Genomic DNA, 12,707 nt, shown 5'->3' with positions numbered 1-12,707 from the left:
GGCGGCGGGAGTTCTACGGGGTGACTTCGGCCCGTGCGATCCTCAGCGTGCAGGCGACCTGGGAGGGCGAATCGATGGGCGGGATGCGTCGGCTGTCACCTCCGGTGACGTTCGGGTTCGGGTCGGCTCCCGCGACGCCGACCCTCGTGGACATCGTCACGAGCATCCGGGAACCCCGCTCGCGGTAGACCCGCTCACAGCCTGCTCGGCGGCGACGCGGGCGAGCACCTCGCGGCAGGCGAGGATGCCGGGTCGCGCCGCGCTCGCCCGGCGCACGGAGGTGAAGACGGTTCGGCGGGGCGCCGACGGCAGGTCGATGAGCTGGGCGGAGGTTCCGCGGTCGGTCCACACGAGGTCGGGCATCAGCGCGACGGCGTTGCCCGACTCGATGAGGCGCATCTGGGCCTGCAGGTCGGCGGTCTCGAAGCGCACGTCAGGCTCGAAACCGGCCTGGCGGCAGGCCTGCTCTGCCCAGTGGCGGGATGCCGAACCGCGCGGTTCCATGACCCAGGCCGCACGCGCGGCGCCCTCGAGGGAGGTGATGCGAGGCGCATCGCCCGTATCGGCCTGCCCGCCCGCCCCGCCGAGCCCGCCCGCGACCCCGAGCCCGCCCGCACCGCCGGGCCCGGGCACCGCCAGCCGCAGCGCATCCGTGGTGAGCGCCAGCCGGTCGAGCTCCGGGTGGATGGGCGCCGCATGGCCGGGGTACTGCTCGGCGATCACGAGGTCGAAGCCGCGCGCCCACGTCTCGTAGAGCGCGGTCTCGGGCTCACGCTGCGTCATTTCGACCCGCAGCCCGGGATGCAGCCGGGCGAGGAGGCTGAGGGCTGCGGGCATGAGGGCGAGGGCCGCCGACTGGAAGACCGCGATGCGCACGACGCCGGTGGCCCGGAGGAGCGACGCGTCGAGCTCCGACTCGGCGCGTTCGAGCCGCTCGAGCACCGCTGCGGTGTGCTCGACGAGGATCTCGGCCTGCGCAGTGAGCTGCACGCGGCGTCCGCTCTTCTGCAGCAACTCGACGCCGACCTCGTCTTCGAGCTGGGCGAGCTGCTGGGAGACCGACGAGGGGCTCTGGTTGAGCGCCGCCGCCACCGCCGCGAGGGTGCCGCGCAACTTCAGTTCGCGCAGCAGCCGAAGGCGTCGCACGTCGAGCACCGGCATCCCTTTCGTCGAAGCATCACCGGATGCGTCCGGTAAGCCGATCTTACTGATACCCGTCAGAAAAGATCGCTTTACCTGATCTGAGACGGCGCTCAGACTGGGAGCATCCACCGATCGCCCTGACCCGCAGGAGACTCCCGATGACTGACCTCGCCACCCCGACGACCGACGAGGTACAGCCTGAGCAGCCCGACAGCCTGCATGCCGAGGCGGTCGCGCTCACCGACGACGTGGTTGCGCTCGTGCGCCGCTGGCTCGCGTCGTCGGCGACCCAGCCGGTCGACTCCTCGGCGACCCAGCTCGCGGGCGTGCTGAAAGACCCGAACGGCCTGGCCTTCACGGTCGGCTTCGTCGATGGCGTGGTCCGCCCCGAAGACCTGCGGGTGGCGGCGCGCAATCTCGCCGAGCTCGCCCCGAAGGTGCCGGCGTTCCTGCCCTGGTACCTGAAGTCGGCCGTGCGCGTCGGCGGTGTCGTGGCGCCCGTGCTGCCGGGCGTCGTCGTACCGGCCAGCCGTGCGGTGCTGCGGCGGATGGTCGGTCACCTGATCGTGGATGCCACCGACCAGAAGCTGGGCGCCGCGATCACCACCATCAGGAAGCCGGGCGTCCGGCTGAACATGAACCTGCTCGGCGAGGCCGTGCTGGGTCAGCACGAGGCCGAGCGCCGACTGCAGGGCACCCACCGGCTGCTGGCGCGGCCCGACGTGGACTACGTGTCGATCAAGGTGTCGTCGACCGTTGCACCGCACTCGGTGTGGGCCTTCGACGAAGCGGTCGACCACGTCGTCGCGAGCCTCACTCCCCTGTTCGAGAAGGCGGCATCGTTCCCGACGCCGAAGTTCATCAACCTCGACATGGAGGAGTACAAAGACCTCGACCTCACGATCGCCGTCTTCACCCGCATCCTCGACCTGCCGCACCTGAAGAACCTCGAGGCCGGGATCGTGCTCCAGGCCTACCTGCCCGATGCCGTCGCCGCCATGGTGCGCCTCCAGGAGTGGGCCGCCGCCCGCCGCGCCGACGGAGGGGCGCCGATCAAGGTGCGCATCGTCAAGGGCGCGAACCTCTCGATGGAACTGGTCGAGGCCTCACTGCACGAGTGGCCGGTCGCCACCTGGAGCACGAAACGCGACAGCGACACGAACTACAAGCGCCTGATCGGCTACGCCCTGAAGCCCGAGCACATCGGCAACGTGCGCATCGGGGTCGCGGGCCACAACCTCTTCGACCTCGCCTTTGCCTGGCTGCTGGCCCGGAAGCGCGGCGTCGAGAGCGGCATCGAATTCGAGATGCTGCTCGGCATGGCGCAGGGCCAGGCCGAAGCGGTGAAGCGCGACGTCGGCAGCCTGTTGCTGTACACGCCGGTCGTGCACCCGAAGGAGTTCGACGTGGCGATCGCGTACCTGATCCGTCGCCTCGAAGAGGGGGCCAGCCAGGACAACTTCATGTCGGCCGTCTTCGAACTCACCGAGAACGAGACGCTGTTCGAGCGCGAGCGCCAGCGGTTCGTCAGCTCACTCGACGGGCTCGACCAGAGCATCCCGGTACCGCGCCGCACGCAGAACCGCGCGACAGAGACGCACCCTGCACAGCAGCAGCCGGTGCCGTTCGAGAACACGCCCGACACCGACCCCGCCCTGCCCGCCAACCGGGCCTGGGGCCGCGACATCCTCTCCCGCGTCGAGAGCTCGACGCTCGGTGACACGGGAGTCGCCGAGACGACCCTCGGTTCCGAAGACGAACTCGACGAGGTGCTGGCGGATGCCCGGCAGCACGCCGACGCATGGGCGGCGCTCGGCGGGGCCGCACGGGCGGTCATCCTGAACCGCGTCGCCGACCGTCTCGCCGAGCGGCGCGACGACCTGCTCGAGGTCATGGCCAGCGAGACGGGGAAGACGCTCGACCAGGCCGACCCCGAGGTGTCTGAGGCGATCGACTTCGCCCGCTTCTACGCCGAACGGGCGCTCGAACTCGACCGGGTCGAGGGCGCCACCTTCGTTCCCGCTCGCGTCACCGTGGTCTCGCCGCCCTGGAACTTCCCGATCGCGATCCCGGCCGGTTCGACGCTGGCAGCCCTCGCCGCCGGCTCCTCGGTCGTCATCAAGCCCGCACCGCAGGCTGCCCGCTCCGGCGCCGTGCTCGTCGAGGCGATGTGGCAGGCCGGGGTGCCCCGCGACGTGCTGAAGCTGGTGAACGTCGACGAGCAGAAGCTCGGCCGCCAGCTGATCGCCGACCCGCGGGTCGATCGCGTGATTCTGACCGGTGCGTTCGAGACCGCCGAACTGTTCCGGTCGTTCCGCCCCGATCTGCCGCTGCTCGCCGAGACGAGCGGCAAGAACGCCATCATCGTGACGCCGAGCGCCGACTTCGACCTGGCCGTGAAAGACGTCGTCTCGTCGGCCTTCGGGCACGCCGGCCAGAAGTGCTCGGCGGCGTCGCTCGTGATTCTCGTCGGTTCTGCCGCGACCTCCGACCGGTTCAACAACCAGCTCGTCGACGCCGTGCGCGCGCTGAAAGTCGGCTACCCCTCCGACCCGACGACGCAGATGGGGCCGATCATCGAGCCCGCGGCCGGCAAGCTGCTCAAGGCCCTCACCACCCTGCAGCCCGGTGAGCGCTGGGCCGTCGAGCCGAAGCAGCTCGACGAGACCGGCCGGCTCTGGAGCGCGGGCCTCCGCACCGGCGTGGCGCGCGGCTCCGAGTTCCACCTCACCGAGTACTTCGGCCCGGTGCTCGGAATCATGACCGCTGCCACCATCGAAGAGGCCATCGCGATGCAGAACGAGGTCGACTACGGCCTCACCGCAGGGCTGCACTCGCTCGACCCCGAGGAGCTGCGGGTCTGGCTCGACACGGTGCAGGCGGGCAACCTCTACGTCAACCGCGGCACGACCGGCGCGATCGTGCGTCGCCAGCCGTTCGGCGGCTGGAAGAAGTCGGCCGTCGGCGCGGGAACCAAGGCCGGCGGTCTGAACTACCTGATCGGGCTCGGTTCGTGGGTTCCGGATGCCGTCGACCATGTCGGCTCCGACGCCGCCGCCGAGGGCGCTGCGGCCGACGCCGCGTTCCTCGCCCGAGCGCAGGCGAGCGATGAAGCGGCCTGGGCCGCGGAGTTCGGTGTGGCGCGTGACGTCTCGGGGCTGAGCGCCGAGCGGAACGTGTTCCGCTACCGCACACTGCCCGTGACGGTGCGCCTGAGCGCCGGTGCGCCCGTGCTGCACCTGCTGCGGGTGCTGTCGGCCGCCGCAGCGGCAGGGGCACCCGTCGAGGTGTCGAGCGCGGTACCCGTGCGGGCGGCGACGCTCGCCACCGCGGTCGGCTCGGCCTACGCCGGGGCGCTGCGCGTCACCGTCGAGACCGACGCCGAGTGGCTGGCCCGGGCATCCACCCTGCCCAGCATGCAGCGCGTGCGCCTGATCGGCGGCGACCGCACGGCTCTCGCGGAGGCGACGGGAGGGCGGCCCGACCTGGCCGTCTACGACAACCCGGTCACCACCTCGGGCCGCCTCGAGCTGCTGCCGTTCCTGCACGAACAGGCGATCAGCATCACCCGTCACCGGTTCGGCGCGCCGAGCACGCTCTCTGACGGGGTGATCTGACCCGCGCCGCGCCCACGGCGGGGATGGTTGCGGTGCGCGTGAGGGATATGGTTGGGTTCCGTCGAGGGAGGAACTGATATGCCAGCGAGCAGTCGCGCCCATCTCGACCTCGACGGGGTTGAGGGAATCGTGCTGACCGAGGGGGTCATGTCGTCTGACTCCCCCGAGACCTTCCGCCTGCACGGCGCGCACTGGACCTTCGGTGACGTGGTGCTTTCCGACCTGACCTTCACTCCCGTCACGATCGAACAGGTGCCCGACCTGATCGATGCGGAGACGCAGAGGGAGTCCCACTTCAACGTGGGGTTCGTTCTCGAGGGCGAGGTCACGATCGACATCGGAGGAATAGCCCTTCCGTTCGGCGAAGGCGAGGCCGCCTTCATCGCCAACTGGGGCAAGCTCACCGCATCGACCAGCGCGGAGGCGCGCATTCTCTACCTGTCGGTTCCGCGGGCGGAGTTGCACGCCTACGGCATCGACCCCGCATACGTGTTCGCCCCCATCGACCCCGGCGCCCTGCGGAACGACGCGCTGCTGCCGTTCCTCCGAACGCTGCTGCCGGTCATCCAGAACCACTCGATTCCCACGGAACCGACGGCGACCATTCTCGTTCGCCTCGTTGCGGGGCTCTACATCTGCGACGAGGCACAGCTCGACGACGGAGACGCTGGCATCCGGCAGCTGCACGAGCGGGCCGACGACGTCATCGCCCGCGCCTCTGACGACCCCGGGTTCACCCCGCAATCGCTGGCGGCCGAGCTCGGAGTGAGCGTCGGGCAGCTCGAAGCGGCGTTCGAGAACTCCGGGAGCGGCGACACGGTGCAGGAGACGATCGACTGCCGACGGCTCGTGCGCGCGGTCGACCTGCTGGGCAGGCCCGCCGGCGAGACGGCGCCATCGATCCATGCGGCGACGGCGCACTCGGGGTTCCCCGACAACGGCACCCTCGAGCGAGCCGTGCGGGCGACGTTCGGGGTCAGCGTGATCGAGCTGCTGGCGGGGCTGCACCGCCTGAACCCCGAGGACTTTCGGGACCAGGGCGGCAAACAGAAGGCGGTTCGCCGGTTCCGCGGGCCCGGCACGACCCGGGCCGGTGGTGTCGCCGGGCGGTCATGAGACCGGCGGGGCGGGATGTCGCGGGGCAGGATGTCGCGGGGCGGCTGTTCGCGGGGCGGGGGCCCGGGCATCCTGAGCCGCGTACAATAGTGGACTGAGTCCATCAATCCCCCACAGCACCAGGAGAGCCCCGCCGTGCGCCGTCGCCCCACCCTCCCCCGTCTCGCCGCATCGGCCGTCGCCGTGGCCGCCGTCGCCGCCCTGCTCGCCGGCTGCGCGCCGTCGACGCCCGCGGCCACCAGCTCCACTCCCGTCGCCGGAGGCAAGCTGGTCTACGCGAGCGGCGACGCCGAGCCGACCTGCCTCGACCCGCACGTCGGCGGCAACTACCCGCAGGCGCTCGTCGCCACGCAGTACCTCGAATCGCTGGTTTCGAAAGACACGGATGGGAAGGTCATCCCGTGGCTGGCGACCGAGTGGTCGGTCTCCGACGACGCCCTCAGCTGGACGTTCACGCTGAAGCCCGGTGTCACCTTCACCGACGGCACCCCGCTCGACGCCGCGGCTGTCGCAGCGAACGTCGCGCACATCCAGAACCCGGCGACAGGCTCCTCGACGGGCTACCTCGCCCTGCAGAAGGTCGCGAAGGTCGAGGTGGTCGACGCGCAGACCGCCCGGTTCGACCTGAGCCAGCCCGACAGCGCGCTGCTCGACTCGCTCTCACAGCCGTGGCTCGCGATGGAGTCGCCGACCGCGATCGCACGCCCCCAGGCCGACAACTGCGCCTCACCCGTCGGCACCGGCCCGTTCGTCGTGAAGCAGTGGAACCGGCAGCAGTCGATCATCCTGACCCGCAACGACAGCTACACCTCGCCGCCCGCCGACGCCGGCCACACGGGGCCCGCCTACCTCGACGAGATCGACTGGACCTTCCTGCCCGACTCGACCTCGCGCTATGCGGCGCTGCAGACCTCTTCGGTCGACATGATCGACAACGTACAGCCCGACATTCTGTCGCAGGCGGCCTCGAACTCCAGCGTCGTCGCGATCGACGCACCGCGGCCGGGGGCCTCGAACCGCATCGAGCTGAACTCCAGCAAGGCACCGTTCGACGATGCGCGCGTGCGTGAGGCGTTCATCCGTTCCTCCGACGTCGACAGTGCCGTGAAGAGCCTGTTCTTCGGAACGGCGACCCGCTCGTACTCGGCGCTCTCGAGCATCGAGAAAGACGGCATCTCCGAACCCGACCTGTTCAGCTACGACCAGGCCGCGGCGTCGTCGCTTCTGGATGCCGCGGGCTGGACCGCGCGAGACGCCGACGGCTACCGCACCAAAGACGGGAAGGTGCTCGAAGTGCAGTTCCCGGTGTCGACGAACCAGTCGATCCCCGCCGAGCAGTCTCTGTTCGAGCAGCTGCAGGCGACGGCGAAGGAGGCCGGCTTCAAGGTCGACCTGAGCCCGCTCGACCTGTCGAGCTGGTACGCCGCGCTGGGCTCCAATTCGTACGACCTCGTCAGCGCCCCGTACACGAAGGTCGGGCCCGACGTGCTGCGCATCCTCTTCGACAGCTCGGGCACTGTTCCGGCCCCGAGCGGGTACTTCGCGAACCACTCACAGGTGAAGGATCCGGCTCTGGATGATCTGCTGACCCGTGCGACAGAGACCACCGACCCGGCCGAGGCCGCCACGCTCTACGCCCAGGCGCAGAAGATCGTGCTCGAGGGGTTCTACATTCTGCCGCTCTACGACCAGCAGAACCACTACCTGCTGCGGTCGGCGGTGCACGGGGTGCGCGCGATGCCGACGGTGTCGACGCCGACGCTGTACGACGCATGGGTGGAGAAGTAGGCGGGTCGGCGGCGGGGGTTCGGTAGGCGGGCGGCGTTCGCTGGGCGGGCGACGGGATGGCCGCGGGGGTTACGCTGAATCAGTGAGTTCAGACCTGCCCGCCGCATCCCCGTCCGCCACTGCACGTACCGCCGACCGTACCGCCGCTGCCCGTACCGCCGCCCGGTTCACCTTTGAGCAGGTCGCGTGGAACGACCCCCGTGCTGTCGCCCTCCGCACCCGCATGGACATCGAGATGGGCGAGCGCTACCACGCGGGCGGGCCGATGAATGCGGCTGTCGCCGCCGTGCTGACTGTCGACCCGGCGACCGTGCGGGCGACGGTGCTCGTCGTCGATACCGACGGCACGCCCATCGGTCACGCGGCGCTCCGCATCCTGGCCGGGGAGTGGGAAGTCAAGCGCGTGATCGTCGACGGGGACCAGCGGGGGCGCGGCGTCGGTTCGGCGCTCATGCGCGAGCTGGAGCGCATCGTGCGACTCGAGGCTCCGGATGCCCGGCGCATCATCCTCCAGACGGGAGACAAGCAGCCCGAAGCCGTCGCGCTCTACACGCGGCTGGGGTACACGCCGATCCCGACGTACGAGCCGTACGTCGAGGCGATTCCGCAGTCCCTCTGCTTCGAGTTGCTGCTCGGCTGAGGCAGGGTCACGAACCCCACTCAGGGTGAGGCGGCGCGTCAGCGCTGGGGATAGAGGGTCTCGCCGCGCTCCAGCATTGCCACAAAGTCGGCGATCTTCCGCGCCCGGGTCTCGGCGCGCTTCACCGAACCGATGCGGAACAGCACCGCGTACCGGTTCTGGCTCGAGAGCGTGGCGAAGAACCCGGCGGCAGCGGGATTCGACCGCAGGGCGTCGGCCAGGTCATCCGGAACCTCGATCGTCTTCGAGCCGGCGTAGGCGCGCTCCCACCGCCCGTCGGCGCGCGCCCGTTCGATTTCGGCGAGGCCGGCGGGCTGCATCCGTCCGGAGTCGATGAGGGCGAGGGCCTTGTCGCGGTTGATCTGCGACCAGATGCTGCGGGCCCGTCGCGGGCCGAAGTTCTGCGTGAAGTGGTCGTCGTCGAGACGGTTCTTGCGGCCGTCGATCCAGCCGACGCAGAGCGCCTCGTCGAGCGCCTCAGCGTAGCTGACGCTCGGATGCGCTCCGCCCTTCTTGGCGAGGGCGAGCTGCACCCCGTCGCTCTCGGCCGCGTGCTGGGCCAGCCAGTCGCGCCAGGCTGCCGCGTCTCGGCAGTACAGGATCTCGGCTTCCACTCCCCCACCTTAACCACCCATGGAGTCGAAAACCGCCCCAAACCCGTATGGGAAGGGCGGTTCTCGACTCCACGATGGGTGGTGCCGGGGCGTCAGGCGCTGGAGGCGCCGGGGGCGTCAGGCGCCGGGGGCACCTGCGTGCGCGCCGGCGGCAGGAGCCGCACCTTCCGGCCGGCCACCGGCCGCGTCGGCGCCCGGCTTGCCGCCGGTGGCGCCGTCGGGCTTGCCGCCCCAGGTCGCCACGCGCTTCGGCAGGGTGAAGACGAGCAGGAACGCCGCGACCGCGAAGATCGCCGACACCATCATCGCCGAGGCGGCGGCGTGGGAGAACCCGGTGGCCACGGCATCCTGCGACGGGCCGGAGATCACGAGCGACCCGAAGAGCACGCTGCCGATGATCGCGATGCCGACGGCGCTACCGATGCGCTGCACCGCCGAGATGACGCCGCTGGCCGCGCCGGCATCCTGCCGCGAGACCGTGGCGACGATGAACTGCGCGTTCGGCGCGATGAAGAACCCGTTGCCGACGCCCGCGATGAACAGCGGGGCGATGAGCTCCCAGTTGGTGAGATCGCTGGCCGGGGTGAGCAGCAGAACGAGCCACAGCCAGATGAGCCCGATCGAGACGAGGGCCGTTCCGAGAGTCAGAACATTGCGGCCGAGCTTCTGCGACAGGCGGTTGCTCTGCGACGAGCTCACGATGCTGCCGATCGCGAACGGGATCGACACCGCGCCCGATTCGAGCGCCGTGTGCGCCAGACCGCTCTGCCAGAGCAGCGAGATCGTGAAGAAGATGCTGGTGAAGGCGGCGAAGTAGACGAGCGCCAGAATGACACCGCCGGTGAAGGCCGGGTGGGTGAACAGGCTCGGCGGCACCAGCGGCGACCGGCCGCGTCGCGTGTAGAAGACCTCCCACAGCCCGAACAGCGCCAGGAGCACGACACCGCCGGCGATCGTCAGGAAGGTCCAGAGCGGCCATCCCTCGTCTTCGCCCTGGATGAGCGGCACGAGCAGTGCGACGAACGCACCAGAGACCAGCACGAGCCCGACCCAGTCGATGCCCCCGCTCCGCTGCACGTCGGCCTCGTTCTTCTTCGGCAGCAGCATGGCTGCCGCGACCAGCGTGACGATACCGATCGGCAGGTTCACGAAGAACACCCCGCGCCAGCCGTTCTCTTCACCGAATGCCTGGATGATCAGGCCGCCGATGATCGGGCCGAGCGCCGACGACACACCGATGACGGCACCCATGATGGCGAACGCCTTGCCGCGCACCTGCCCGGGGAAGAGCAGCTGGATGTACGCGGTCACCGCCGGCACGAAGATACCGCCGGCGAGACCCTGCACGACGCGCGCGATCACGAGCTGCGTGTCGTTCGCCGCGAACCCGCACGCGGCGCTGGCGGCGGTGAAGAGGGCGATGCCCGTGAAGAACACCCATTTGTGGCCGATGCGGTCGCCGAGTCGCCCGGCCGGGATCAGCGCGAGGCCGAACGCGAGAGCGTAGCCCGAGATGATCCACGACAGGGTGGATTCGCTGGCCCCGAGGGTCTGGCGGATCGTCGGCAGCGCGACGTTCACGATGGTGGTGTCGAGCAGCGCGATGCACATGCCGAGCAGCAGAACGACGAGCGCCTGCCAGGCGCGCTTCGGAACGACGGGCGCGGCGGGGCGGGCCTCGGTCGCTCGGGTGGGATCAGACATGGGTGCAGGCCTTTCGTGGCAGGTGTTCAGAAGAGTAGGGGGAGCCACCGACATCGGCCGGAGGCGAGGGGCGAAGCGAGAAGAAAGACGAGAGGGGAAGGAAGAACGAGAGGGAGAAGAGAGGAGCGACTACATCACGCGATGCCCAGCGGGCTGGTGCCCCGTGGGCAGTGGCGCGCGCCCGCCGTCGTTCCGTTGCTGTTCGTCGCGCACAATGTCGGGCACCGCCTCCTCCAGCTGGCGGTGCCAGTCGAGTTCGGCGCGGATGCGATGCTCCCGGTGCTTCATCGCATGCGTCTCGCTGAGCGTCAGGTACGGCAGCGCCCGGGCATTGGTCGCCTGCGTTTCGGCGAGCAGCGCCTCGAGTGCTGAAACGCGGCTCTGGATGATCGCCGGCACCGCGTCGAGCCCCTCCCCGTCGAGGCGGGTCAGCGCCAGGTCGAACGGATCCGGCTTGAACGTCAGGGCTGTCAACTGGTGCTCGCGGATGCCCGCCAGCGCCTCACGACCGGCCTCACTGATGGCGTACACCTGCCGTTCGGGAAAGTTGCCCTCGCGCTCGACGCGCACCACGTCGATCAGACCTTCACCGGCGAGGCGCTTGATCGCGCCGTACAGCGACCCGACGGAGATGTCCGTCCAGAGGTGCACGTGCTCCTCTTCGGCCAGCAGCCGCAGTTGATGGCCGTGCATCGCGCCGTGCTGCGCGAGCGAGCCGAGAATGTAGAACCTGATCGATGACACCTGACTACTCTCGCGTAAGTAGTCACGCAGTGTCAAGTTTTGTACTGTCACGTTCTGCCGTGCCACGTCGAGCAGCGTCAACGGGATGGCCCGCGGCATCCAGAACCCGGCGCCAGCCCCCGCCCACCCGCTCGATCGCGCCCGCCTCTTCGAACGCGGCCAGCCAGCCCTGCATCGGCCAGCTGCCCCACCGCGCGTTGTAGAGGGCGCCGTTCCGCAGAATGTCGTCGAGGTGCTGCCAGGGCGGAGACGAGGTGGGGTGATACTGGTGGTAGGCGTGCGCTCCGCCGACCCAGCGCAGATCGATGCGCCGCTCGCGGAGGGTCGAGGCGAAGTCGGTGTCTTCTGCCCCGTACCCCTCATACAGTTCGGCGAACCCACCGCTGGTGCGCCAAGTCGCGTCCGCGCAGGCGAACGACAGCGACCAGAAGAGGCGGTACTCGTCGTCGTGCGCGGCCCGCGTCTCGCCCGCGGGCAGGTTCGGGCGGGCGGCGTGCGGGGCCGTCGCCACCGCAAACTCGCGCGCGGTGCGGGGTCGGGCTCCCTCGGGCAGGTAGGTGACCGGCCCGCAGAGCACGGACTCCGGATGCTCGGCCGCAGCCTCGGCGTACCGTTCGAGCAGCTCGGGCCCGGGCAGGCAGTCGGCGTCGAGGAACACGAGCAGCCGCGCCCCCGCGCCTTGCGCTGCGGCGGCGCCGGCGTTCCGCCCCGCGGCGAGCCGCAGCCGCGCACCTGCGGCTCCCGCGCCCGAGGCGGCGCCGACAACCGCGCCGGCGGTCGGCGCGGGCGAGGTGGCGCCGGCGCTCGAGGCTGCCCCAGCGGCCCGTGCCGCGCCGGTGCCCACGCCCGCGCCGGCGCCGGCGGTCGGCGCGCCCGCATCCGGCCGCCCTTCCGGGGTGGAAGGAGTTGCCGGGTCAGCTGCGTCGGCGGCGGCAGGCGCAGACGGCGGCACGCACACGATGGTGACGCCCTCGATCTCCGGGGCCGGAGTGGCGTCGAGCCACACCCCGACGATCAGCGGCGCCGGGCCCGTACCCCCGAGCAGGAGCGCGAACTGGTTGAGCGCGTGCTCCAGCCGCGCCGCCGAGAACAGCGTGACGACCGCAATGCCCTCCGCACCGCGACCGACGCCCCGTGCGCACTCTCGCGCCGCGCCCTCCGTCACGCCGGCACCTCCCCCGCCGCGCCCGCGCCGCCCGCGCCCGCGCGCATGTCGGTCGGAACCGCGAAAGGTGCCGGAACGTCGTTCTCGAAGAGGCTGTTTTCGGGGTCTCGATCGCCGACGGGAGCGGAGGTGTCCGCTGTGGGGGCCGGCGGGGGAGGTGCCGGCGTGACGGAGGG

General features: G+C 70.4%; 9 protein-coding genes and 2 pseudogenes. 5 read left to right on the top strand and 6 right to left on the bottom strand.

The features are described from left to right. Nucleotides 1-188 (top strand): annotated as a pseudogene (locus tag C5B96_RS17260) (hypothetical protein); the annotation flags it as partial. Here C5B96_RS17260 and C5B96_RS00080 read toward each other — a convergent pair. Beyond that, the gene (locus C5B96_RS00080; protein WP_104241716.1) at nucleotides 157-1,155 is read right to left on the bottom strand and encodes a LysR family transcriptional regulator; all 999 of its coding nucleotides are present in this window, start codon (nucleotides 1,153-1,155) and stop codon (nucleotides 157-159) included. The pseudogene C5B96_RS17260 and the gene C5B96_RS00080 overlap by 32 nt on opposite strands. A gap of 146 nt (nucleotides 1,156-1,301) precedes the next feature. Between C5B96_RS00080 and C5B96_RS00075 the strand changes: the two genes are divergently transcribed. From C5B96_RS00075 to C5B96_RS00060, 4 genes are all read left to right on the top strand, one after another. Continuing rightward, entirely contained in the window at nucleotides 1,302-4,760 is a 3,459-nt protein-coding gene (locus C5B96_RS00075) for a bifunctional proline dehydrogenase/L-glutamate gamma-semialdehyde dehydrogenase (protein WP_104241708.1), read from the top strand. A 78-nt stretch (nucleotides 4,761-4,838) separates the two neighbouring features. Continuing rightward, nucleotides 4,839-5,876: a hypothetical protein gene (locus tag C5B96_RS00070; protein WP_104241705.1), complete on the top strand. Its 1,038-nt coding sequence runs from the start codon at nucleotides 4,839-4,841 to the stop codon at nucleotides 5,874-5,876. Between the two features lie 135 nt (nucleotides 5,877-6,011). After that, nucleotides 6,012-7,664 (top strand): ABC transporter substrate-binding protein, encoded by a 1,653-nt coding sequence (locus tag C5B96_RS00065; protein ID WP_104241703.1) that lies wholly within the window; start codon nucleotides 6,012-6,014, stop codon nucleotides 7,662-7,664. An 82-nt stretch (nucleotides 7,665-7,746) separates the two neighbouring features. Further along, the gene (locus C5B96_RS00060; RefSeq protein ID WP_233188892.1) at nucleotides 7,747-8,304 is read left to right on the top strand and encodes a GNAT family N-acetyltransferase; all 558 of its coding nucleotides are present in this window, start codon (nucleotides 7,747-7,749) and stop codon (nucleotides 8,302-8,304) included. 38 nt (nucleotides 8,305-8,342) lie between these two features. Here the strand turns inward: C5B96_RS00060 and C5B96_RS00055 are convergent, their stop codons facing one another. The 5 genes and pseudogenes from C5B96_RS00055 to C5B96_RS17670 form a co-directional block, all read right to left on the bottom strand. Beyond that, nucleotides 8,343-8,918: a YdeI family protein gene (locus C5B96_RS00055; protein WP_104241701.1), complete on the bottom strand. Its 576-nt coding sequence runs from the start codon at nucleotides 8,916-8,918 to the stop codon at nucleotides 8,343-8,345. 117 nt (nucleotides 8,919-9,035) lie between these two features. Further along, on the bottom strand, nucleotides 9,036-10,622 hold the full coding sequence (locus C5B96_RS00050) for an MFS transporter (protein ID WP_104241699.1): 1,587 nt from the start codon (nucleotides 10,620-10,622) through the stop codon (nucleotides 9,036-9,038). 129 nt (nucleotides 10,623-10,751) lie between these two features. Beyond that, nucleotides 10,752-11,366, bottom strand: coding sequence for a PadR family transcriptional regulator (locus C5B96_RS00045; RefSeq protein WP_199176501.1), 615 nt, complete (start codon nucleotides 11,364-11,366; stop codon nucleotides 10,752-10,754). A 22-nt stretch (nucleotides 11,367-11,388) separates the two neighbouring features. Further along, nucleotides 11,389-12,531 (bottom strand): glycosyltransferase, encoded by a 1,143-nt coding sequence (locus C5B96_RS00040; protein ID WP_233188891.1) that lies wholly within the window; start codon nucleotides 12,529-12,531, stop codon nucleotides 11,389-11,391. Further along, nucleotides 12,528-12,707, bottom strand: a pseudogene (locus C5B96_RS17670) (hypothetical protein); the annotation flags it as partial. The gene C5B96_RS00040 and the pseudogene C5B96_RS17670, both read right to left, overlap by 4 nt.

The organism is Subtercola sp. Z020, from assembly GCF_002931235.1.
Taxonomy (GTDB): Bacteria; Actinomycetota; Actinomycetes; order Actinomycetales; family Microbacteriaceae; genus Subtercola.
The sequence above is the reverse complement of the archived record's forward strand: the minus strand, read 5'-3'. Positions and strand labels throughout refer to the sequence as shown.